The 21,926-nt window shown below is 39.1% G+C and carries 24 protein-coding genes; 11 read left to right on the top strand and 13 right to left on the bottom strand.

Annotated elements, in window-relative coordinates:
* The first annotated feature begins 7 nt into the window (after positions 1–7).
* Both BTO22_RS17495 and BTO22_RS17490 read left to right on the top strand, forming a co-directional pair.
* Complete coding sequence (locus BTO22_RS17495) at positions 8–1,534, top strand: YifB family Mg chelatase-like AAA ATPase (protein ID WP_105056618.1); 1,527 nt, start codon at positions 8–10, stop codon at positions 1,532–1,534.
* A gap of 99 nt (positions 1,535–1,633) precedes the next feature.
* The gene (locus BTO22_RS17490) at positions 1,634–2,491 is read left to right on the top strand and encodes an acyltransferase (RefSeq protein WP_181044696.1); all 858 of its coding nucleotides are present in this window, start codon (positions 1,634–1,636) and stop codon (positions 2,489–2,491) included.
* Between the two features lie 74 nt (positions 2,492–2,565).
* Here BTO22_RS17490 and BTO22_RS17485 read toward each other — a convergent pair whose 3' ends face one another.
* From BTO22_RS17485 to BTO22_RS17465, 5 genes are all read right to left on the bottom strand, one after another.
* Positions 2,566–3,165 (bottom strand): thiol:disulfide interchange protein DsbA/DsbL, encoded by a 600-nt coding sequence (locus BTO22_RS17485; RefSeq protein ID WP_181044702.1) that lies wholly within the window; start codon positions 3,163–3,165, stop codon positions 2,566–2,568.
* A 90-nt stretch (positions 3,166–3,255) separates the two neighbouring features.
* Positions 3,256–4,239 (bottom strand): serine/threonine protein kinase, encoded by a 984-nt coding sequence (locus BTO22_RS17480; RefSeq protein WP_181044695.1) that lies wholly within the window; start codon positions 4,237–4,239, stop codon positions 3,256–3,258.
* Between the two features lie 57 nt (positions 4,240–4,296).
* Positions 4,297–5,715, bottom strand: a complete 1,419-nt coding sequence (gene ccoG, locus BTO22_RS17475) for a cytochrome c oxidase accessory protein CcoG (protein WP_105056615.1) — start codon at positions 5,713–5,715, stop codon at positions 4,297–4,299.
* A gap of 259 nt (positions 5,716–5,974) precedes the next feature.
* Entirely contained in the window at positions 5,975–6,238 is a 264-nt protein-coding gene (locus BTO22_RS17470; protein WP_105056614.1) for a YihD family protein, read from the bottom strand.
* A gap of 117 nt (positions 6,239–6,355) precedes the next feature.
* Positions 6,356–6,523: a hypothetical protein gene (locus BTO22_RS17465; RefSeq protein ID WP_105056613.1), complete on the bottom strand. Its 168-nt coding sequence runs from the start codon at positions 6,521–6,523 to the stop codon at positions 6,356–6,358.
* A gap of 241 nt (positions 6,524–6,764) precedes the next feature.
* Between BTO22_RS17465 and BTO22_RS17460 the strand changes: the two genes are divergently transcribed.
* Together BTO22_RS17460 and trhA are read left to right on the top strand one after the other, a co-directional pair.
* Positions 6,765–7,553, top strand: coding sequence for a sporulation protein (locus BTO22_RS17460; RefSeq protein WP_105056612.1), 789 nt, complete (start codon positions 6,765–6,767; stop codon positions 7,551–7,553).
* Between the two features lie 99 nt (positions 7,554–7,652).
* On the top strand, positions 7,653–8,300 hold the full coding sequence (gene trhA, locus BTO22_RS17455) for a PAQR family membrane homeostasis protein TrhA (protein ID WP_105056611.1): 648 nt from the start codon (positions 7,653–7,655) through the stop codon (positions 8,298–8,300).
* 74 nt (positions 8,301–8,374) lie between these two features.
* On the opposite strand, the gene BTO22_RS17450 is transcribed toward trhA, so the two are convergent.
* The 5 genes from BTO22_RS17450 to def form a co-directional block, all read right to left on the bottom strand.
* Positions 8,375–9,820, bottom strand: a complete 1,446-nt coding sequence (locus BTO22_RS17450) for a TrkH family potassium uptake protein (RefSeq protein WP_105056610.1) — start codon at positions 9,818–9,820, stop codon at positions 8,375–8,377.
* Positions 9,821–9,822: 2 nt separating this feature from the next.
* The gene (gene trkA, locus BTO22_RS17445) at positions 9,823–11,199 is read right to left on the bottom strand and encodes a Trk system potassium transporter TrkA (RefSeq protein ID WP_060993495.1); all 1,377 of its coding nucleotides are present in this window, start codon (positions 11,197–11,199) and stop codon (positions 9,823–9,825) included.
* Between the two features lie 24 nt (positions 11,200–11,223).
* A complete protein-coding gene (gene rsmB / locus BTO22_RS17440; protein ID WP_105056609.1) occupies positions 11,224–12,504 on the bottom strand; it encodes a 16S rRNA (cytosine(967)-C(5))-methyltransferase RsmB in 1,281 nt (426 codons plus the stop codon).
* 103 nt (positions 12,505–12,607) lie between these two features.
* Positions 12,608–13,555 carry a methionyl-tRNA formyltransferase gene (gene fmt, locus BTO22_RS17435; RefSeq protein ID WP_105056608.1) on the bottom strand — a complete coding sequence of 316 codons (948 nt, stop codon included), beginning with the start codon at positions 13,553–13,555 and terminating at the stop codon, positions 12,608–12,610.
* A 65-nt stretch (positions 13,556–13,620) separates the two neighbouring features.
* Positions 13,621–14,130 carry a peptide deformylase gene (gene def / locus BTO22_RS17430; RefSeq protein ID WP_105056607.1) on the bottom strand — a complete coding sequence of 170 codons (510 nt, stop codon included), beginning with the start codon at positions 14,128–14,130 and terminating at the stop codon, positions 13,621–13,623.
* A gap of 117 nt (positions 14,131–14,247) precedes the next feature.
* Here def and BTO22_RS17425 point away from each other — a divergent pair, with 117 nt between their 5' ends.
* The 4 genes from BTO22_RS17425 to BTO22_RS17410 are packed head-to-tail and all read left to right on the top strand — an operon-like array spanning position 14,248 to position 17,482.
* A complete protein-coding gene (locus BTO22_RS17425) occupies positions 14,248–15,318 on the top strand; it encodes a LysM peptidoglycan-binding domain-containing protein (RefSeq protein WP_105056606.1) in 1,071 nt (356 codons plus the stop codon).
* 6 nt (positions 15,319–15,324) lie between these two features.
* Positions 15,325–16,434 carry a DNA-processing protein DprA gene (dprA, locus tag BTO22_RS17420; RefSeq protein ID WP_105056605.1) on the top strand — a complete coding sequence of 370 codons (1,110 nt, stop codon included), beginning with the start codon at positions 15,325–15,327 and terminating at the stop codon, positions 16,432–16,434.
* 2 nt (positions 16,435–16,436) lie between these two features.
* Positions 16,437–16,910: a DUF494 family protein gene (locus BTO22_RS17415; protein ID WP_105056604.1), complete on the top strand. Its 474-nt coding sequence runs from the start codon at positions 16,437–16,439 to the stop codon at positions 16,908–16,910.
* Positions 16,911–16,921: 11 nt separating this feature from the next.
* Complete coding sequence (locus BTO22_RS17410) at positions 16,922–17,482, top strand: DNA topoisomerase family protein (RefSeq protein WP_105056603.1); 561 nt, start codon at positions 16,922–16,924, stop codon at positions 17,480–17,482.
* 54 nt (positions 17,483–17,536) lie between these two features.
* Here BTO22_RS17410 and BTO22_RS17405 read toward each other — a convergent pair whose 3' ends face one another.
* Complete coding sequence (locus BTO22_RS17405; protein WP_105056602.1) at positions 17,537–18,649, bottom strand: 5-(carboxyamino)imidazole ribonucleotide synthase; 1,113 nt, start codon at positions 18,647–18,649, stop codon at positions 17,537–17,539.
* A gap of 2 nt (positions 18,650–18,651) precedes the next feature.
* Complete coding sequence (purE, locus tag BTO22_RS17400) at positions 18,652–19,137, bottom strand: 5-(carboxyamino)imidazole ribonucleotide mutase (RefSeq protein WP_060993503.1); 486 nt, start codon at positions 19,135–19,137, stop codon at positions 18,652–18,654.
* 203 nt (positions 19,138–19,340) lie between these two features.
* On the opposite strand from purE, the gene BTO22_RS17395 reads away from it, so the two are divergent.
* From BTO22_RS17395 to BTO22_RS17385, 3 genes are all read left to right on the top strand, one after another.
* Positions 19,341–19,898, top strand: a complete 558-nt coding sequence (locus tag BTO22_RS17395) for a Sua5/YciO/YrdC/YwlC family protein (protein ID WP_105056601.1) — start codon at positions 19,341–19,343, stop codon at positions 19,896–19,898.
* Between the two features lie 64 nt (positions 19,899–19,962).
* The gene (gene aroE / locus BTO22_RS17390; RefSeq protein ID WP_105056600.1) at positions 19,963–20,784 is read left to right on the top strand and encodes a shikimate dehydrogenase; all 822 of its coding nucleotides are present in this window, start codon (positions 19,963–19,965) and stop codon (positions 20,782–20,784) included.
* On the top strand, positions 20,785–21,048 hold the full coding sequence (locus BTO22_RS17385) for a DUF1488 family protein (RefSeq protein WP_105056599.1): 264 nt from the start codon (positions 20,785–20,787) through the stop codon (positions 21,046–21,048). It abuts the gene before it with no gap.
* On the opposite strand, the gene BTO22_RS17380 is transcribed toward BTO22_RS17385, so the two are convergent.
* A complete protein-coding gene (locus BTO22_RS17380; protein ID WP_105056598.1) occupies positions 21,041–21,586 on the bottom strand; it encodes a gamma carbonic anhydrase family protein in 546 nt (181 codons plus the stop codon). The genes BTO22_RS17385 and BTO22_RS17380 overlap by 8 nt on opposite strands.
* Positions 21,587–21,926 lie beyond the last annotated feature (340 nt).

Raw genomic sequence — 21,926 nt, 5'->3', positions numbered from 1 at the left:
TAGGGAAATGGGATTAGCAATAATACACAGTCGAGCATGCGTAGGTGTAGAGGCGCCAGAGGTCACTGTTGAGGTTCATATTAGTAATGGAATGCCAGGGTTCAGTTTAGTTGGGTTACCAGAAACGACCGTAAAAGAAGCAAAAGACAGGGTAAGAAGTGCAATCATTAATGCGAACTTCGAGTTTCCATCAAAACGAATTACAGTTAACTTAGCTCCTGCAGATTTACCCAAAGAAGGAGGGCGATTTGATCTCCCTATTGCGCTTGGTATTCTTGCCGCTTCAGATCAGATCCCTGAGACAAAACTGCGAGGACATGAATTTGTGGGAGAGCTTGCTCTTTCTGGGGAGTTACGTCGAGTAAAAGGCGTGTTACCTGCGGCGTTAGCGTCATTAAAATCCAATCGTTGTTTAATTGTACCTGACGATAATGGTGATCAAGCTGCGCTAGTTGGCAAGGATATTCATAAATCAGCACCTCACCTATTATCTGTGTGTGGGTTTTTATGTGGTCAACAACAGCTTGGGTTATTAACCTCTTCTCCTATAGATGAGCCTATACAATATCTTGATCGTGATCTTCAAGATATTATCGGACAGCAACAGGGAAAAAGAGCATTAGAGATAGCTGCTGCGGGGGGACATAATCTTTTATACCTTGGCCCTCCGGGGACAGGGAAAACAATGTTGGCCTCTCGTATGAGTGATTTACTTCCGGAGATGACTAATGATGAAGCGCTAGAAACCGCGGCTGTGGCTTCATTAACTCATCAAAATATTACGGAATCTAATTGGCGCTCTCGCCCCTTTCGTTCTCCACATCATTCTAGCTCTATGGCCGCTTTGGTTGGTGGCGGATCAATTCCTAGACCGGGAGAAATTTCACTAGCTCATAATGGTATTTTATTTTTGGACGAAATGCCGGAATTTGAAAGAAAGGTGCTTGATTCACTGCGTGAGCCATTAGAGTCTGGAGAGATTGTCATTTCCCGTGCAGCAAGTAAGACTCGATTCCCTGCTCGTTTTCAATTGGTTGGGGCATTAAATCCTAGTCCTACAGGATATTATGAAGGGAATCAAACTCGTACTAATCCTCAATTAATACTCCGTTACCTCAATCGAATTTCAGGCCCTTTGCTTGACCGTTTTGATATGTCATTAGAGATACCTCTATTACCTAAAGGAACACTAACAGAAGGAGGAGATAGAGGAGAGTCGACACAAAAAGTAAAGGCGAGAGTCCTTGTTGCTCGCGCCCGAATGCTTGAACGCAGTAATAAGGTGAATGCTTTATTAGGCAGCAGAGAGGTCGAGAAATATTGCCCATTAATAAAGGAAGATGCGGCATTTTTAGAAAATACACTTCATCAACTTGGTCTTTCTATTCGTGCTTATCATCGAATAATTAAAGTGTCGAGAACCATTGCAGATCTAGCAGGAGAAGAACAAATTCAACGGATTCACCTTGCTGAAGCTGTTGGATATAGAGCAATGGACCGTTTGTTAAAGCAACTTACTGCTCAGGCTGTGTAGTACTTTTTTATCTAGATGGGCGTAAAGATGATTACAAAAACAAAGTGAGGCTTGTTATGATATGAGCAATTTTCACCCTGTTAATAAATGAAGAACCTTATGTTTGCTAATATTCGACTGGTTATCAGTGTTTTGCTTGTTATGCTTAATACAGCGTTAACCTCTTTGATTATCAGTTTTTTTGCTGTTATCAAACTCATACTTCCTTTTTATTTTATAAAAAAAACCACAGTATCAATGGCAAATAAAACCTTATGGGGTTGGGCTACATTGAATCTTTGGATGTTGAATGTGAATAACACCATTGAATGGGTTATTGATGGTGGTGATGAACTTTCTCAAGATAAATGGTATTTGCTTCTTTCTAACCATGTTAGCTGGGCTGATATTGTTATATTGTCATCGGTGATGAAAGATAAAATACCAATGACCAAATTCTTTTTAAAGCATGAATTACTTTATGTCCCGTTTGTAGGTCTAGCGTGCTGGGGGGCTGATATGCCTTTTATGCGTCGTGATCCTGAACGCCGTGAAGATGATTTTAAAGCGATTCAAAAATCATGTGAAAACTTTCGTTCAGTACCAACAACCGTGGTTAACTTTGTTGAAGGAACACGAGCAACACCAGAAAAATTAAAAGAAGCACGTACGCCTTATCAGCATTTATTTAAGCCAAAGATAGGTGGAATAGCCTTTACTCTTTCTGCAATGGGGGAGTTATTTGATGGTATTGTGGATGTTACTTTAGCTTACCCTGATAATCAGGATTCTCCTTTTATTGATATGTTGCAAGGCAAGCTGACTAAAGTGGTTGTTCGTATTAATTTGCACGAAAATGATGAGAAAGTGAATGGTGATTATTTTGGTGATAAAGCGTTTAAACGCAGCTTCCATAAGTGGATAAATGATTTATGGAAAGAGAAGGATGAGTACTTGCAAGGTATTTTAAATAAATGAATTTAGATATATAAAAAGGGAGCGATAATTCGCTCCCTTTTTAGTATCTGTTTTTTCAGGGTAATACCGTTTAACTACTTTTTAAGTAACCAGTTAACTAATTCATAGTATTCTTCTGAACTTTGAATTTTGCCAGTTTCAACAAGATATTTATTGTTAACGATAAGAGCAGGAACACCCGTTAGGCCGCTGTCTTGGAAAGCTTTATCGAAGCGGTTAACCATAGAATTAATTGCAAAACTATTGTAAGTACCATCAAATTCATCAGCGTTCACGCCTTCATCTAAGAAGATTTGACGAATTTCTTTTTCATTACGTGGTGGCTTGTTCATGGCATGAATACGGTTGAAAAAAACAGGAATCATTTTATCTTCAACACCAAGAGATACCATTGTTGCATAAGCTTTACTCATCGATAGGCCCATTTTCCCACCCATGAATGAAACGTGTGTTTTCTTAAAAGTCGCATTATCTGGCAGTGTTTTTTTCAACCCCTGAATCAGTGGTTCAAAGCTATTACAATGCGGGCAGTAGAAAGAAAAGAACTCGTTTACTGTTGGTGTTTTTGATTCAGGAAGGTCTAAAACTTTATAGTAATCCCCTTCTGTAAAGTTTGCTGCGTTAACTGAAAAACTTAGCGCTAAAGCACCAAACAGTGCCATCATTTTCTTCATCATGTGTAACTTTCTCCAATCCATTTGTGTTTGTTTTATTATGTTAGCTTGCTATGTCATTTACAGACATAGCAGCTTATTTAAACGATATCACCATTGTGGCATTAGCTCTAAAGGTGCGTCATTTAAGGCTGCAATTTGTTCTTTAAAGCCTAGAACTTGGCTTTCCCAGTATTTTGCGTCGGCAAACCATGGAAATGCAATAGGAAAAGCAGGATCTTGCCAGCGTTTTGCTAGCCATGCCATGTAGTGTACCATTCGTAGACCACGTAAAGGCTCAATTAGTTTCAGTTGGTTGTGGTCAAAATCGCAATATTCAGAATAAGCTTCAACGAGAATATCTAACTGAACTAATTTATCGTGTCGCTCTCCATTTAAAAGCATCCAAATATCTTGGGCTGCAGGACCGTTTCTTGCGTCATCTAAATCAACAAATAGTGGACCATCTCGCCATAAAATATTACTAGGATGACAGTCGCCATGTAAACGGATTGCTTTACTTGGTTGCCAATGTTCTTCTATTCGGCCAATTAACATATCAAGATCAGAAAAGAAGCTATTTTCTAAATGTGATGGGATGAAAGAGCTATTCTCTAATAATTTACGAGGTTGATATAGATATTCGTCTAGTCCGAATGTTGGGCGGTGAGTAAATAGCTCGGATTCTCCAACTTTATGAATTCGGCCTAAAAATCTACCCACCCATTCAAGTTGATCAAAGTTATCCACTTCAAATGTGCGACCACCTAAACTATTAAATAGAGCAAACCAATAACCGTTAGCAAAGTGAAGCGTTTTACCATTTATTTCTACGGGGGCGGCAATGGGAATATCTTGTTGAACAAGTTGCTGAGCAAAAAGATGCTCTTCTAATATTTGAGCTTCAGACCAACGCTGAGGTCGATAGAATTTAACGACATAACGACGTCTTTCTTCATCTGTGAATTGATAAACACGATTCTCGTAGCTGTTTAAAGCTAAAAAACCTGATTCAGCTCGAATACCGATATCAGCAAGGGCGTTCCATAATATATCAGGGGTGAGGGTACTGAAATTAAAGGCATGTTCAGACATAGTTATTCTCAAATAAAAAGGGCTCATTATGAGCCCTTTGAGTCAATAATAGAGTAATTATAGCGGTTTAAAGAAACGGCTTTCTGCTTTTATTACTTGTTGTTCATTATTTTTAATTTCAAAAACAATGGTAGTAATTGGTGTTGTTAAGTTATCAGCACTGATACCTAAGCTGATCGGTAAACTAAACACTTCACCGGGATCGACATTTACACTATTAGAACCATACCAAGTCACTCCTTCTAAACCAACAACAGACAGGTGGTAATCTTGTTTTTGTTGCGTTTTGTTGATGATTTTTAGTGTGTAGGTATTTTCAACTAATCCAGCATTGTTAATCCGAGATAGTTGGTTTCTATCTCGTAATACATCAAGTCCCATAGGATCTACTGTTGCAATTTGAGCAAAGAATAAACCCATCATTAAAGTCATCACCAGCCCGTAACCAATCAGTTTTGGACGCATAATATGAGTTTTATGTCCTGCAAGTTTGTGTTCGGTTGTATAGCTAATAAGATCTTTTTCGTAACCCATTTTATGCATAGTTTCATTACATGCATCAATACAAGCTCCGCAATTAATGCATTCATATTGTAGGCCGTCTCGAATATCAATACCTGTAGGGCAAACTTGAACGCATAAATTACAATCAATACAGTCGCCTAGCTCTAGTTCTTTATTATCTTTCTTGCGGGATCTTGGTCCTCGAGCTTCGCCTCGCTTGGGATCATAGCCAACAATATAAGTATCTTTATCAAACATTGCAGATTGAAAGCGAGCATAGGGACACATATGTAAACAAACAATAGAGCGCATCCATCCTGCGTTACCGTAAGTACAGGCGGCAAAAAAGAGTACCCAGAATGCTGGTAAAAAATCACTATTGAAGGTGAAGAAATCGATCACAAGCTCTTTGACTGGAACGAAATAGCCAACGAAGGTTAAGCCTGTTGCGATAGCTATCGCTACCCATGCTATGTGTTTGATGGTTTTTCTTACCAATAAATTTGAGGTCATTGGCATTTGGTCTTGCTTACGTCGCTTGTTGGCTGGACCTTCTAGCTTTTCCTCAAACCAGATATACATAAAGGTCCAAACGGTTTGAGGACAAAGATAACCACACCATACTCGGCCTAAAAAGGTGGTAATAAAAAAGAGACCGAAAGCGGCTATAACAAACAATAAAGCAAGTAATGTGAGATCTTGAGGGAATAACGTAGTGCCAAAAAAATTAAATTGTTGGCTACCTATATCTAATAAAATGGCTTGGCGATCACCAAATGAAATCCAAGGTGTTAAAATAAAGAGAGCAAGTAAAAACCAGCCACCATAACGGCGTAGTTTTTGAAATGCCCCTTTACTTTGACGCACATAAATACCGGAATTAGGGTTAAAGCGATCACTGCTAGACTTATGTGTTTTGGGATTAAATTGTTTTGGAGTCACATCTTTGATGTCGATCTTATCCTGACTCATTATTCTTCCTATTATTTTTGTGGGTATCCCAAGGTAGTTTATTGAGCATAACTACTTATTTGTTTGAGATATTAAGACATTGCGGCTGAATTATAGCCTGATGAATAAGTGGAGTTCGTAAGAAGGTTCAAATTTAGTTAAAAAAGTGTGTTTTATTTGAGGAGAAAACGATCATTTTTATTGATATACCCAAGTAAGAGTTATTGAAACGTTTCAGAAATTACTTGGGTATAGAGTAGAAGTTAGTGCTGTTGGTTACTTATAGTAGTCCACGAGCTCTTAAAATAGCGGTTTTAAAATCATCTTCTTGGTCTTTTGCAAGACCAGGGAGCATTTCTGTTTTTTCGCTGTTACGCATTTTTAGATGATAAATAAGAACGTCATCGGTTAGGTCTTCTAACTTGCCTTCGTACTTAGTTTCCTCAACTAGTTTCATAATAAACTGCATAAGATTTAGTTCTGGTTCTTTTTTCCACTCAGGGTGGATTAATTCGATTAATTCATTAACGCGGTGGCATTTCATTGAGCATTCTCCCTATAATTATTAGGGTTAGTATATCTAAGTTATAAAAGATGTTAAGCGGGATGTAATGGTTGTTCTTAGAAAAAAAAAGCGTAACCAATAGGCTACGCTTTTTAATTATGCCGCAAATGAAACTTCTTTTAGAGTTTCTGGTTTTTCTGAAACTACTAAAGTCATTTCAGGGACGTTCTTTTTCGTTACCGCAACTTTTACAAAGTGGCTGCGACGACGATCCACGCTGTGCGTTGAAGCAGAGCGTGAGAACCTGACAGTCATAGGACGCATTGTCGATCTCTATAGCCAGGCACTTCCTTGGCCAAATTAATGACCTAACTATTTATGAGTTACACCAAGGTGGAACTCTTTTCTAGCTTTCGCAATCCATATAAATAGTCAGGATTATGTGTTTAAAAAACACCCATTAAGGGTATCATAAACTGTTAATTAGTCGAGGTGCATCTCAACGTATTTTTACGATCTAGGTAATAATAACTGTATAAAAACATGGATGAGTTAGGAGATAAGAATGTCTTTTTTTAAGAAAACGTTGGCGTCATTAGGCATTGGTTCTGCGAATGTTGACACGATCATTCATCATGAAGTATTGATCCCTGGACAAAAGGTGTCGGTGACAATAGAAGTGACTGGTGGGGCAACGGCTCAGCAAATTGATAATATTGATTTGAAGTTATGCTGCCAATATAAAAAAGAAGTTAAACGTAATCGTGATAACAGCTCACATACACAAATTATCAAACAAACTCATGTGTTGGCCGATTGGAGCTTACCTTATGCGTTTATGATAGAGCCCAAACAAGCACGAAATTTTGAAATAGAATTAGATTTACCACTCAATACTCCGGTGACTATTGGTGAATCTAAAGTGTGGGTACAAACAGGACTAGATATTTCTTTAGGCTTGGATCCAACAGATAAAGATCCGATTACCGTTCGTCCAGAAGCATTACTTGATGGGGTGCTAACAGCGTTAGAAACTGAAGGGCTGCGCATTCGTCAGGTTGAGTGCGAGCATGTTGAAGGGTTTGATTTACCTTTTGTACAAGAGTTTGAATTTGTTCCTTTTGATGGCCCATATCATGGTCGCTGGCGTGAACTTGAGTTAATCGCTTATAGAAATAATGACGAATTAGAGTTGTGGTTTGAGGTTGATAGAAGACACCAAGGAGGAGTATTGAACCTATTATCTTCAGTGTTAATTAGTGGGGATTTAAAGCGTAAATTAGTGCTCTCAACAAAATTATCCCCAGAAGATGCTGGCCAACAAGTTATTGATTTCTTAAATAAAACAACATAATTCATTATTTTGGTGAAAAATCGCCACATTTAAGCTTACAACTGTACGCTTAAATGTGGCATACTTATCTTATCGAGTAATCACTCTATGGGATAATTAATGTCTACTCTTACCCCTTATTCAAAAAAAGAAGAATTAGCCAATAGCCTAACTCATGGTTTAGGACTTATTTTTGGTGTTGTTGCATTAATATTATTGCTTGTTAAGGCATATGCTGTTGATGCAGATTGGCTTACAATGGTAAGTATGTCTGTTTATGGTATTAGTATTATTTTACTGTTTTTGGCTTCAACGCTATACCATTCTATTGCAGCACCTAAAGCAAAGCGTTTATTAAAAACCCTTGATCACTGTGCCATATTTTTGCTTATCGCGGGTAGTTACACTCCCTATCTATTAGTGAGTTTGCGTACCCCTCTAGCCTATTGGTTGATGGCTGTTATTTGGGCTATTGCTTTGATTGGAATTATAGGCAAGATTGTTTTTGTGTATCGGTTTAAAAAATTGTCACTAATCACTTATCTTGTTATGGGTTGGTTATCCGTTATTGCGGTTTATCAGTTAGTCATTCATATCGATATTAATGGCGTTATTTTATTAGGCCTTGGTGGTGTGATTTATTCTTTAGGGGTTATTTTTTATGTCGCGAAGAAGATCCCATATAACCATGCAATTTGGCATTTGTTTGTATTAGGTGGTTGTATTACCCAATTTCTATCAATCTATTACTACGTAAAACCAGTTTAAATACAATTTTCTGATTATAAAAAATGGCCTAGTGCGTAAACACTAGGTCATTTTTTATATTACGGTAATAGGTATTAACCCTTCCAAAACGCGGGGAAGAAAAGAACTAATACCGTCAGTATTTCTAAGCGTCCCATTAACATACCAATACTTAATATCCACTTTGCCGTATCAGGCAATGTGGCAAAGTTTCCTGTTGGACCAACAATATTTCCCATTCCCGGACCTACGTTAGCCACTGCTGTGACTGCACTGGTTATACTTGTAACAGGATCAAGACCTAAACTACCTAATAGGGCTGAGATAACGATGATGGTAAGAATAAAAGTAAATACTAAGGCAACCACTGAGCGGGCGATATCATCAGTTACAGGACGTCCATTATAGCGTTGAACAAATATTCCTGACGGGTGTATTAATTTCATCATTTGTTTATTGAGCATGGTTGAGGCAATTTGAAAGCGGAAAACTTTAATTCCGCCCGCTGTTGAGCCAGAGCATGCCCCCGTCAACATTACGAAGGCAAAAATGATGGCAGGAAAGGCACCCCAAGCAGTGAAATCATCCAAACCAAATCCTGTGGTTGTAACAACAGATATGATATTGAATACAGAAACACGTAAGGCATCCATGATTTCATAATCATTATGAACAACGAGCCAAGCTGCAATTAATAAGCTGGTGATTAAGACCAACTTAAGGTAACCAACGACTTGAGCATCTTTAAATAGAACCTTAGGATCCCGCTTTTTAAGCACCTGAATAAACAGTAAGAAAGGCAAACCACCAGCAAACATAAAGAAAGAAGCAACCCAATGAGTACTATTGGAAAATCGATTCATAGAGCTGTCTGATGTAGAGTAACCACCCGTGGATAACGTGGTAAAAGCGTGGTTTATTGCCTCAAACGGTGTCATCCCTGTAACCAAGTAACTTAAAAAACATAAGAGCGTTAAGCTTAAATAGACACTGACTATGTATTTGGCTACATATTTGGTTCTTGGTGCGCTTTTTTCTGACCAATCAGAGGATTCTGTTTGGAACAATCGCATACCGCCAACATTAAGCATAGGTAGAATCGCTACAGCCATTACGATAAAGCCGACACCACCAAGCCATTGTAATGTCGAACGCCATAACAAAATGCTTGGAGCCATATCATCAAGACCACTTAGTACGGTTGAGCCTGTCGTGGTTATCCCTGACATGGTTTCAAAGTAAGCGTCAGTAAAGCTAATATGGTTAATAAATACAAAAGGCAGAGCTGCAAAGGCGCTAGCTATTGTCCATACGAGTGTAGTGATAAGAAACATATCCCGTACGTTCATTTTAAACTGCTTACTGCGGCCCAAAGTTAAACAAGCAAATGCCACTATGTGTGTAATAGCAACCGCTTGTGCAAATTCGATAAAACCACCTGTACCAGTAAATAAGGCAACAAGGGTTGGGATATACATGAATAGGGCTAGCTTAGACAGCACAAGCCCTATAACAAATAAGATCGGTTTGTAGTTAACCATAATTACAAGAAGAACGGGCTCGGTTGGAATAAACGCTCAACATCCTGAACGTATTTTTTATCCACTAGGAACATAACAACGTGATCATCCTGTTCGATCACAGTCTTATCGTGTGCGATGAGGACTTCTTCGCCACGAACAATCGCACCAATGGTTGTACCTGGTGGAAGTTTGATGTGTTGTACTTCTTTACCAACCACTTTAGAGGTCGTTTCATCACCATGAGCAATTGCTTCAATCGCTTCTGCTGCCCCACGACGAAGAGAAGATACATTTACGATATCAGCACGACGAACATGCGTTAATAGTGCTGAGATAGTTGCTTGTTGCGGAGAAATGGCAACATCAATTACGCCTCCTTGAACTAAGTCGACATAAGCGCCACGTTGGATCAGTACCATTACTTTTTTAGCCCCCATGCGCTTCGCAAGCATGGCTGACATGATGTTTGCTTCATCTTCATTGGTTACAGCAATGAAAACATCCACTTGGTCGATATGCTCCTCACTAAGTAACTCTTGATCGGCAGCATCGCCACAGAAGACAATACTTTCTTCAAGCAGTTCTGATAACTGCTCTGCGCGTTTCATGTTACGTTCAATGAGCTTAACGCTGTAGTTTTGCTCTAAACGTCTAGCAAGACCTGCACCGATATTACCGCCACCAACAATCATAATTCGTTTATATGGACGCTCTAAACGTTGTAATTCACTCATGACAGAGCGAATGTGGTTACTTGCCGCAACAAAGAAAACCTCATCATCGGCTTCGATAACGGTGGTGCCTTGAGGACGAATAGGACGACCTTGACGAAAGATCGCAGCAACACGAGTATCAATATGAGGCATGTGGTCACGAAGTGCAGAAAGAGCATTACCGACAAGTGGACCACCATAATAGGCTTTTACTGCAACAAGACTAACTTTTTTCTCTGCAAAACTCGCCACTTGAAGTGCGCCAGGGTATTCAATAAGTCGTTCAATGTAGCCTGTTACCAGCTCTTCTGGTGCGATTAAGTGGTCAACTGGAATCGCATCTGATTGAAATAAGCGCTCTTTTTCTTTTAAGTATTCAGGTGAACGAATACGAGCAATACGGTTAGGAGTATTGAAAATGGTAAATGCGATCTGACAAGCAATCATATTGGTTTCATCAGAGTTGGTTACCGCAACCAACATATCAGCATCTTGCGCGCCTGCTTCTCTTAATGTGTCAGGATGACTCGCAAACCCTTGAACCACACGTAAGTCGTATTTATCTTGTAACTCACGCAGTCGTTCAGAACTCTTATCAACAACCGTAATGTCGTTGTTTTCGCCAACTAAGTTTTCAGCTAATGTGCCGCCAACCTGTCCTGCACCTAAGATTATGATTTTCATACCGCTTGCTCGCTCGTATATAGATTATGCTTTTCGTAGAACAGCGTAATAGAAGCCGTCCATATTTTCTTCACCCGGAAGAATTTGACGCCCTGGTTTTACTGGATAGGTATTATCTATCAAAGAGGCGTTTTCTGTGCGCTCTAAAAAGGCTTTTACTTGATCGCAGTTTTCTTGTGGTGTAATTGAACACGTCGCATACACCATGGTGCCACCAGATTTTAACTGTAGCCACATTGCATCAAAGATTTCACTTTGCAGTTCAGCAAGCGCTTTAATGTCTTCTGAACGACGTAGCCATTTAATGTCAGGGTGACGACGAATAACACCGGTTGCAGAACAAGGTGCATCTAATAAAATACGGTCAAATTGCTCACCTTGCCACCATTGTTCAGGATAACGAGCATCACCACAAATAACTTTTGCGGTTAAGTTAAGGCGTTCTAAGTTTTCGTACACGCGAGTTAAGCGTGTTTCATCACAATCGATAGCAACAACGCTAGTGTCTTTTGTTCGCTCTAAAATATGAGCGGTTTTTCCACCAGGAGCAGCACAACAATCAAGAATGAGTTCACCATCTTGAGGTTGTAAATATTCAGCAGATAGTTGAGCGGCAGCATCTTGAACTGACACCCAGCCTTGCTCAAAGCCAGGCAATGTAAATACATCACGCGCTTTATCTAATAATAATGCGTCTGTTGCTTGGCTGTGTGGGGTTACTTCAATTTCTTCTTTTTCAAGAAGTGCAATGTATTCATCGCGAGTGTGGTGCTGACTGTTTACTCGTAACCACATTGGTGCTTTGTTGTTGTTGGCTTCAACGATCGATTCCCATTGATCTGGATACGCTTCTTTTAGCATTTTAAGCAACCAGCCTGGGTGACCATATTTACCCGAGTCGTGGCTGATTGATTTGGCATCCAGCTCTTCTTGGCTACGTTGGTAGCTACGAAGAACACCATTAATTAAGCCACGCAGTTTTGGGCCTTTTAGGTTCTTAGTGCCTTCAACTGTTTCGCCAACCGCGGCATGAGCAGGGATACGCATGAAGCTTAATTGGTAAATACCGACTAAGATCAGGTGGTGAAAAACACGTTGTTTCCCTTTTAGCGGTTTATCCATAAGAGATTGAGCAACCGATTCCAAACGAGGAAGAAAGCGCAGTACGCCATAACAAATCTCTTGCAGTAAAGCTTGGTCGCGAGGTTTTATCTCGGCTTGAGCTTTTGGAAGTGCAGAAGAGAGAGAATGACCCTGATCGACAACTTGATAAATAACTTTTGCTGCCGCAGCACGAACGTTCATGTCATCACCTAAAATATGATTGGCAAAAATAAAATGGCAAATACGATATTTGCCATTTAAAAAGTAAGGTGGCGATTATGCCACCTTTTATATTTTGAAGAAATTAGTTAAGTATATTGCCTACTTCGAACCATTCTTTGCGAGAGTTCAAAATATCTTGAACACCCATCGCTTTTTTTCCAGGAACTTGCAGTTGTTCAAATACAATTGCATTTGAAGCGGTAGCTACATAAATACCCGATTTATCGGCTTGGATTATGGTACCTGGCGCCGCATTACCTTGGTAATTTTCAACGCGAGATTGCCACACCTTAATCGCTTTATCATCAACAGAGAAGTGACTCATCGGCCAAGGATTAAAAGCACGAACACAGCGTTCAATGGCATCTGCATCCATTGCCCAATCAATCTTAGCTTCTTCTTTGCTGAGTTTCTTTGCGTAATTAGCCAGTTCATCGTTTTGCTTTTCAGCAATAGCGGTACCGTCAGCAATTGTTGATAAACATTCAACTAAAGCTACAGGACCAAGTTCTGCCAATTTGTTGTACATTGACGCACTTGTGTCTGTTGCTTCAATCGGTAGCGTTGCAATACTTAGCATGTCGCCTGTATCTAAACCAATGTCCATTTGCATAATGGTTACGCCGGTTTCGGCATCGCCAGCCCAAATTGAGCGTTGAATTGGAGCAGCGCCACGCCAACGAGGCAAAATTGAACCATGAACGTTAATACAACCTAATTTAGGTGTATCAAGTACCGCTTGTGGTAATAGCAGCCCGTAAGCAACCACAACCATTAAATCTGCATTTTGATCGGCAAGTTCTTGCTTTGCTTTGTCAGCTTTAAAGTTTTCTGGTTGGAACACGGGAATGTTGTGTTCAAGAGCCAGTTCTTTTACTGGGCTCGCCGTCAGCTTTTTACCACGGCCCGCAGGACGATCCGGTTGAGTATATACGCCTATCACTTCATGGTGAGAGTCGATAAGTGCTGATAAATGGCGAGCGGCAAAATCGGGCGTGCCCGCAAAAATAATGCGTAATGGTTTATTCAAGTTGACCTCGGTATCTCTAATATCAATCCAAATAAGTAGCTTAGTAATTATTTGGATTGTTATGGCTAGTTTTTAGCGTTGAATTTTTTGATCTTCTCTAACTTTTCTTTGATGCGTTTACGCTTTAACGGCGATAAGTAATCAACAAAAAGTTTGCCATCAAGGTGATCTAATTCGTGCTGAACGCAGATAGCTAATAAGTCATCAGCATCAAAGCTAAATTCTTTACCGTCACGATCAAGAGCGGTTACTGATACTTCTGCAGAGCGAGGAACCATTCCTTTTGCACCAGGAACAGATAAACATCCCTCTTCAATGCCATCATCGCCACTTTTTTGAGTGATAACGGGGTTGATTAATACCATTGGTTCGTCACGAGTGTCAGAAACATCGATAACAACAATACGTTGGTGGAAATCAACTTGCGTAGCAGCAAGGCCAATGCCTTCTTCGTCGTACATGGTTTCAATCATGTCATCGATGAATTTTTGGATTTCAGGTGTCACTGCTTCAACCGGTTTTGCTACGATACGTAGACGATCGTCCGGAAACGTTAATACTTCTAATAAAGCCATAATTACTCTAAATATTGAACTGCGCCGTAAACGGCATAAACCTAATAGCTCCAATTCTAGACATTTTATTAAGCAAATGACAGCATCGGTTCAAATGTCTGATAAGGAAAGCGGACCATGTTTAAAAAATTACTCATTTTCACTTCATTTTTTAGTGCCATTATCTTCTCATTACCTTCATTTTCAAGTGAAGAAAAATTGGTGTTAAAACAAGATTATCCTAGTAATTACACCGTTAAAAAGGGTGATACGCTTTGGGATATATCCGCTTTATTTTTGGATAATCCCTGGTTTTGGCCAAAATTATGGAAAATTAACCCAGAGATAGATAACCCTCATTTAATTTATCCAGGAGATGAATTGAGTTTGAGTTGGCAGAATGGCAACCCTGTGCTGAGCGTTAAACCATTAAAAAAACTCTCACCTAAGATGAGAACAGTAATTAAAGAGCCTGTACCGACCTTGCCAACTAGTTTGGTTGTTCCTTATTTACAATCGGATCGATTGATTGATGCTACTAATTATAGAGAAGCATATCGAGTTCTTGGGACCAGTGATGGACGAAAATTCTTGAGTGGGAATGAGCGAGTATATGTCGATGCTGAATTAGAACATAAGGAATGGGGAATTTACCGTACAGTAAATAAATTCTCTCGAAAAGAGACGAAAGAAACCTCTTATGCACTTCGACTCGTCGGTTTGGCCGAATTAGCTGAAACAACAAAGGAGATGAGTGGATTAAAAGTCATTAAGCAGCAACAAGAAATTGCGATTAATGATGTAGTTCTTCCAATTACATCTGGTGATATTAATAAAGAACTAACCACTACTTTTTACCCACAACCTGCACCAAAAGGAATGGGCGTGTCTATTCTCGGTTCAATAGATGGGGCTGACTACTTAGCGGTAAATCAGGTTGCGGTTATTGATCGAGGAAGCAAGGACGGCTTATTGCAAGGCAGTATGTTTTCCTTAAGAGAAGAAGGAAATATCGTTAAAGGAAATAAAGGAGAATATTATTATGATCTTGATAAAGGAAAAAATAAAAATAGCCTCCAATTACCACAAACACAAATTGGAGAGCTAATAGTTATTAGACCTTATGAGAGGTTCAGTTTAGCTCTTATAACTCGAAGTGAAATGCCTATACACAAAGGGGTGATAGCGGTCTCTCCAAATAAGGAGTGATGCATAGTGACAACGTCAGAAGCACACTTATCAGCTTGGCTTACCTTATGTTTTTGCCCTCGAATTGGAGGAAAAGTGATGACTCGCTTACGGGCGGTTGATTCACCAGAAAATATATTGAAATACAGTACAGAACAATTGCTTGCTTTGGGGTTGTCGTCAGCACAAATAACATACCTTCAATGCTCAGAGCATAAAGAGGTTAATAAGTGTTTAGAGTGGCAGGAGAAAAATGATACTCATATTATCTTGCCATTAAGTAGTCCTATATACCCAAAGTTGCTTTCAGAGATCAGTGCGCCTCCTCCAATTTTATTTATTAAAGGAGGTCCTCTTACGCTATCAGAACCGCAAGTAGCAATCGTTGGTAGTCGTAATGCCAGTTTAGAAGGCTTAGATTGTGCTGAGCAATTTGCGCGTTCCATTGTTCAACATAATTATGTTGTTACTAGTGGCTTGGCTCTGGGGGTTGATGGTTATGCTCATCATGGAGCGATTGAAGCTAAGGGAAAAACGATAGCCGTGCTGGGTTCTGGATTAGATAAAATATATCCGGCAAAACATCGTCTATTGGCTGACCGAGTGATTGATAACGGTGCACTTGTTTCTGAGTTTCGTCCGGATGCACCACCAAGGGCTGATAATTTCCCAAGACGCAATCGTATTATTAGTGGGTTATCAACTGGTGTTCTTGTAATTGAAGCTGCGGAACGTTCAGGATCGTTAATTACAGCAAGATATGCGAATGAACAAGGTCGTGAAGTGTTTGCTCTTCCGGGCTCAATACAAAATCCAACAGCAAAAGGGTCTAATGGATTAATAAAAGCTGGAGCAAAGTTAGTTTCTTCTCCTGAAGATATTTTTGATGAAATAGGAGCATTAACTGAATGTGCAATATCTCATCAACCGTCATTATTCGAGCAAGAAGTTATCACAGAACAATTGCCATTTCCTAAAGTGTTCGCTACCGTAGGCAATGAGGCGACGCCTGTTGATATTATCGCAGAGCGGTGTCAGATGCCTGTACATGAAATCATGATGCAATTACTTGAATTAGAGTTGCAAGGTTTCATCGCTGCAGTCCCAGGTGGTTATATTAAAAAGCGGAGGGGCTAGCCATGATGGATGTTCTTATGTATCTATTTGAAACATATATCCATAGTGATGTTGAACTCAGTGTGGATCAAGAAAAACTAGAAGATGAGTTACTTAAAGCGGGGTTTCACCAAGACGCAGTCTATAAAGCACTGGATTGGTTGGAAGATTTAGCGCGTTTACAAGAAGATGATTCTTATACACATATAGAAAAAAGTACATCAACCTCAATGCGTATTTATACTCAACAAGAAATTGAGGGTATTGATACTGCTTGTCGTGGTTTTTTACTTTTCTTAGAGCAAATTAAAGTATTGACCAGTGAAACCAGAGAAATGGTTATCGAGCAAGTAATGGCTTTAGAAACGGATGAGCTATCTTTAGATGACTTGAAGTGGGTTGTGTTAATGGTGTTATTTAACGTTCCTGGTCAAGAGAGTGCTTATACACAGATGGAAGAGCTACTTTATACTGCTGATGTAGGCATGACACATTAAGGCTTTGTTGAATGTCTGGAAAAATAGATAAGCAATTATTTAAAGCTCATGAACAAGCTTTAGAGCATAAATTTTGCCCTGAATGCAGTGGTGAATTAACTATTCGTTACGGTAAAAGAGGCCCGTTTTTGGGGTGTCAAAATTACCCTGAATGTAATTATATCCACCCATTAAAAAGTAACGATGGGCATGTAGTTAAAGAGCTTGGTATACCTTGTCCTGAGTGTGAAAGTGAATTAGTACTAAGGCAAGGGCGTTATGGGATGTTTATTGGTTGCTCTTCTTTCCCTGAATGCACACACATTGAGTCGCTAGAACAGAAAAAAGAAGAACCCAAAGATCATATTGCTTGCCCAAGCTGTTATAAAGGGCTTTTACATGAAAAAAAATCACGCTTTGGTAAAACATTTTATGCGTGTGATGGGTATCCAAATTGTCGTTTTATCGTTAATTTAGAGCCTCAGAGTGGTAATTGCCAAGAGTGTGGCTTTTCTTTGTTGTTGAAGAAAGAGATGGTAACAGGGGTAAAGCTTGTTTGTGCAGATAAAAAATGTAGCACGATACAAAAATAAGAGTAACTCGTATCTATTCTTAAAAATAGACAGAGTTACTCTATATCAATAATGTTATGCAAGAGCAGAGAAAGCGTTACTGTCTAATATTGTTGATAGTTTAGTCAATTCTTTTTGTAGGTTTTCTGAAGATGAGGCACATACGTTGATGTGTCCCATTTTTCTTCCTGCCCTTTTCTCTTTCCCATACCAATGTACATGACAGTTAGACATCAGGAGTATATTTTCAGGTAAAGTGTCTTCGCCTAGAATATTGATCATTGCTGTTGATCTAAGCAGTTTTGTGCCATTTAAAGGTAAATTGCATACGGCTCGTATGTGCATTTCAAATTGGCAAATATCAGTACCCTGCTGCGTCCAATGACCAGAGTTATGAACTCGTGGTGCAATTTCATTTACCAATAACTGACCATCTACATCAAAGAACTCAATTGCAAGTACACCAATATAGTTGAGTTCATCAGCAATAGCTGAAAACATCTCATCAGCTTGTTGTTGTAATTCACAGTTCCCTTCTAAGGCTGTTGATAGTGCAAGTACACCATCAACGTGAACATTCTCAGTCAGAGGATATGTCACCATTTCGCCGTTTTTATTACGAGCACCAATCAATGAAACTTCACGGTTAAATGGAATGAATTGTTCAGCAACCATTGCTTGGTTTGGTGAACTCTTTATAAGTTCTTCCATTTCATTCCAAACTTGGTTTACTTGGTCGTGTTCTTTTAAGCGCCATTGGCCTTTGCCATCATAGCCACCAAGTGCGCTTTTTAATACCATTGGAAGTCCAACAATATCAATTGCGTTTAAGAAATCTTCTTTTGTATTGATGATGTGGTATTTGGCATTAGATACTTTAGCATTGCCCAAAAGAGCTTTTTCTAAGCGACGATCTCCTCCTGCTTTTATTGCATCAGGATTTGGCTGAAATTTTCCACTTTGGCTACATATATCTAAAATATCATGTGGAATATGTTCGAACTCAGCAGTAATTACCGTAACGTCATCAATAGCTTGTTCTAATGATAAATTAATAAGCTGCTGAGTTAATGGATGTACAACATTTTGGTTATTTACGTCATAAGCAATAATTTCAATATTCAATGGTGCACTTGCGAGCGCCATCATACGAGCGAGTTGACCTGAACCGAGTACAAGCACTTTCATGATTAGTCCTCTGATGGATCTGGGTTTGCTAATACAGTCTCTGTTTGCTCTTTACGGAATGCTTCAACAGAGGCCATTACTTCTTCGTTTGATGTTCCAATGATTTGAGCTGCAAGAATACCTGCATTGGCAGCTCCTGCTTCACCAATTGCAAGAGTACCTACTGCGATGCCTTTTGGCATTTGGACGATAGAAAGAAGAGAATCCATTCCTTTTAATGCTTTAGATTGAACAGGAACACCAAGAACGGGAATGCTAGTAAATGCAGCGGCCATTCCAGGGAGGTGAGCAGCCCCACCTGCTCCAGCAATAATAACTTTGATACCACGATCTTTTGCTTGGGTTGCATAGTCAGCAAGTAGCTGTGGAGTTCTATGAGCTGAAACTACTTTTGTTTCATAAGGAACATTAAAACGATCAAGCATTTCAGCAGCTAGTTTCATTGTTGGCCAGTCTGATTTTGAACCCATGATAATACCGACTTTCATTGTGAACTCCTTGGATAAAGATATTGGCAATATATAAAAAGTTGGCAGCATTATATGGGTATTTGATGTCAAGGGAAACGTTTGCGTAAGGAAAAGTACAAGTTATTAACGATTATTGACAATTGAAAAATGGAAAGCAGTTGTTTGATTTCATCTTATCAATAGAATAGAGAGACTAATTTAGTCTAATTAATGGTGTAAGAGTGAAGAATCTAGATCTAGTCGTAAAAGCCTTAAATAATGGTGATGTTATCGCCTACCCGACAGAAGGTGTTTTTGGTGTTGGCTGTGATCCAGATAATGAATCTGCAATCCATAAGCTATTAGTGGTTAAACAACGCCCTCAAGAGAAAGGATTAATATTGATCGCCGCTTCTATTGAGCAGTTACTTCCTTATGTTGATTTTTCTCAGCTAGAGAATAAGCAAATAGAACAGATAAAATCGACATGGCCAGGGCCTGTGACATGGATTGTTCCTGTAAGCCAAAAGACACATTCTTTAGTTATTGGTCAGTTTGATAGTATCGCAGTTCGAGTTACTGCTCATGAACAGGTTAAAGCGATTTGTTCAGCATTTGGAAAACCGATTACCTCTACAAGCGCAAATCTTTCTGGTTATGAACCTTGTCGAACCGTATCTGAAGTTAAGGAACAGTTAGGTGATACCGGAGTCGTTATTTTTGAGGGAGAGGTAGGTAATAGAACTCAGCCTACGGAAATTCGTGATGCAAAAACAGGAAACACATTACGCCAAGGCTAATGCATCTATTATTTCTTTAAGGTAAGGTGACTTAATTAACGTTATTTATTGAAAGGAATCACTTATGGATAAGTATGCTGTTTTTGGTAATCCAATAACACAAAGTAAATCTCCCTTTATACATACCTTATTTGCGCGTCAGACAATTCAATCTTTAGAGTATGTTTCTATTGAGGCTCCTGTGGATGGTTTTCTAGATGCAGTAACTGATTTTTTTGCTAACGGTGGGAAAGGTTGTAATATTACTGTCCCTTTTAAAGAAGAAGCATTTCAATTTGCAAACCAATTAACAGAGCGAGCAAAACTAGCTGGTGCGGTTAATACATTAAAGAAATTAGATGATGGAATTGTTTTGGGCGACAATACTGATGGCGAAGGGCTGGTTCAAGATTTACTGCAATACCAAATCCCACTTCAAGGTAAGCGCATCTTATTAATAGGTGCAGGCGGTGCGGCTCGTGGAGTGCTTCTTCCTTTATTAAAGCAAAACCCCTCTTCTATTACTGTCGTAAATCGTACTTATGAAAAAGCAGAAACACTGGCTACTATCTTTTCAAATTACGGAACTATTAATGCAGTACGGATGAATGAGGTTGATGAATCATTTGATGTAGTTATTAACTCGACGTCAGCAAGCTTATCTGGACAGCTACCAGATATCAGTGCAACAATTTTTTCTAAAAATACGATTAGCTATGACATGATGTATGGTCAAGGAAAAACGGTATTTAACCAATGGGCATTAAAACACCATGCACACCAAGCTTATGACGGACTAGGAATGCTCGTTGGGCAAGCCGCGGAAAGTTTTACTGTGTGGCGAGGTCTTCGTCCTGGTGGGAAACAGATATTGCGTGAATTACGAAAAAACTTAGAAGGTATTTAAATGAATCAGTCAATCCTTTTTAGTGACGATGCTCAATGGAATGAAGAGACACAAACTGTCTTATTCTCTGCTCAGCAGATGGGAAATTTAATTCAATGTGGCGTCACAACTTCATGGTTAGAATCTGAAAGTGGAGAGCAGATAATAAATGACTCTGATGCGTTACGTATTTTTGAAGAGTATCGCTTTGATGTTGAGGAGCAAGCAGAAGCATTGATTGAAGATGAAGAGTTCAATGCTTCTGGTGAAATTATCATTAACTAGCTTCTTCCTTTATATAGTCATTTTTGAATGAAACGTAATTCATCGCTGATGTTTTTAAAAAGGCAATTTCTTCTACAGATAATTCACGAATTTGCTTTACAGGGCTACCTATATAAAGGTAGCCACTTTTGAGTGTTTTGTTTGGTGGGACTAAACTACCAGCGCCAATCATTATATCAGATTCAATAATGGCATGATCTAAAATAATACTTCCCATACCTACAAGTACACGATTTTGTATTTCACAACCATGAAGCATTACTTTATGTCCTATTGTCACATCATCTCCAATAAGTAATGGTGCACCTTTAGGGTTATCTTGATTTTTATGGGTTACGTGTAGGACGGCTCCATCTTGAATGTTAGTACGAAGTCCAATAATAATAGAATTAACATCTCCCCTTGCTGTAACTAAAGGCCAAACACTAGAATCATCACCAATATTAATATCACCTATTAAAACACTGGATGGATCGATATAAGCTCGTAAACCAATAGTAGGAAAGATAGATTTATAACTGCGTAATGACGATTTCATACGATACCCCTTAAATATGATAACTTACTGTTAATGAAATGAGCTAGTTAAGATAATTTAACACTGATTTGTTCGTACTTTAACCATAAAAACATAAATATGAAATTATCTTAAAAAAGCTCTTGCTAATGTGATCGAACTCTCTATAATGCGACCTCACTGACACGGAGAGCCCATCCCATAAGGGTTAGCAATCGGAGTTGGTAAGATGGTTCAGAATTAAGTTTCAAATAAGTGCTTGACACTGAGACTTAAATCGATAAAATGACCGTCCTCTTCACAGAAAAGCGAAAAAGCTTTGAAAGTAGAAGAAAAGCTCTTTAACAATTTGAAACCTATT

Origin of the sequence: Aliivibrio sifiae, assembly GCF_002954705.1 — a bacterium.
GTDB classification, from domain to species: Bacteria; Pseudomonadota; Gammaproteobacteria; order Enterobacterales; family Vibrionaceae; genus Aliivibrio; species Aliivibrio sifiae_A.
Note: the sequence above shows the minus strand (reverse complement) of the source record. Positions and strands in the feature narration are given on the sequence as shown.

Excerpts from the sequence above, each read along its gene's own strand:
- trkA (WP_060993495.1), bottom strand. The coding sequence starts at position 11,199 with ATGAAAATCATAATCTTAGGTGCAGGACAGGTTGGCGGCACATTAGCT.
- trhA (WP_105056611.1), top strand. The coding sequence starts at position 7,653 with ATGTCTACTCTTACCCCTTATTCAAAAAAAGAAGAATTAGCCAATAGC.
- purE (WP_060993503.1), bottom strand. The coding sequence starts at position 19,137 with ATGAAAGTCGGTATTATCATGGGTTCAAAATCAGACTGGCCAACAATG.
- BTO22_RS17480 (WP_181044695.1), bottom strand. The coding sequence starts at position 4,239 with ATGTCTGAACATGCCTTTAATTTCAGTACCCTCACCCCTGATATATTA.
- BTO22_RS17470 (WP_105056614.1), bottom strand. The coding sequence starts at position 6,238 with ATGAAATGCCACCGCGTTAATGAATTAATCGAATTAATCCACCCTGAG.
- ccoG (WP_105056615.1), bottom strand. The coding sequence starts at position 5,715 with ATGAGTCAGGATAAGATCGACATCAAAGATGTGACTCCAAAACAATTT.
- BTO22_RS17450 (WP_105056610.1), bottom strand. The coding sequence starts at position 9,820 with ATGGTTAACTACAAACCGATCTTATTTGTTATAGGGCTTGTGCTGTCT.
- BTO22_RS17415 (WP_105056604.1), top strand. The coding sequence starts at position 16,437 with ATGATGGATGTTCTTATGTATCTATTTGAAACATATATCCATAGTGAT.
- BTO22_RS17490 (WP_181044696.1), top strand. The coding sequence starts at position 1,634 with ATGTTTGCTAATATTCGACTGGTTATCAGTGTTTTGCTTGTTATGCTT.
- BTO22_RS17460 (WP_105056612.1), top strand. The coding sequence starts at position 6,765 with ATGTCTTTTTTTAAGAAAACGTTGGCGTCATTAGGCATTGGTTCTGCG.
- BTO22_RS17405 (WP_105056602.1), bottom strand. The coding sequence starts at position 18,649 with ATGAAAGTGCTTGTACTCGGTTCAGGTCAACTCGCTCGTATGATGGCG.
- BTO22_RS17380 (WP_105056598.1), bottom strand. The coding sequence starts at position 21,586 with ATGAAATCGTCATTACGCAGTTATAAATCTATCTTTCCTACTATTGGT.
- BTO22_RS17485 (WP_181044702.1), bottom strand. The coding sequence starts at position 3,165 with ATGAAGAAAATGATGGCACTGTTTGGTGCTTTAGCGCTAAGTTTTTCA.
- BTO22_RS17410 (WP_105056603.1), top strand. The coding sequence starts at position 16,922 with ATGTCTGGAAAAATAGATAAGCAATTATTTAAAGCTCATGAACAAGCT.
- BTO22_RS17495 (WP_105056618.1), top strand. The coding sequence starts at position 8 with ATGGGATTAGCAATAATACACAGTCGAGCATGCGTAGGTGTAGAGGCG.
- aroE (WP_105056600.1), top strand. The coding sequence starts at position 19,963 with ATGGATAAGTATGCTGTTTTTGGTAATCCAATAACACAAAGTAAATCT.
- BTO22_RS17385 (WP_105056599.1), top strand. The coding sequence starts at position 20,785 with ATGAATCAGTCAATCCTTTTTAGTGACGATGCTCAATGGAATGAAGAG.
- def (WP_105056607.1), bottom strand. The coding sequence starts at position 14,130 with ATGGCTTTATTAGAAGTATTAACGTTTCCGGACGATCGTCTACGTATC.
- BTO22_RS17425 (WP_105056606.1), top strand. The coding sequence starts at position 14,248 with ATGTTTAAAAAATTACTCATTTTCACTTCATTTTTTAGTGCCATTATC.
- rsmB (WP_105056609.1), bottom strand. The coding sequence starts at position 12,504 with ATGAACGTTCGTGCTGCGGCAGCAAAAGTTATTTATCAAGTTGTCGAT.
- BTO22_RS17465 (WP_105056613.1), bottom strand. The coding sequence starts at position 6,523 with ATGCGTCCTATGACTGTCAGGTTCTCACGCTCTGCTTCAACGCACAGC.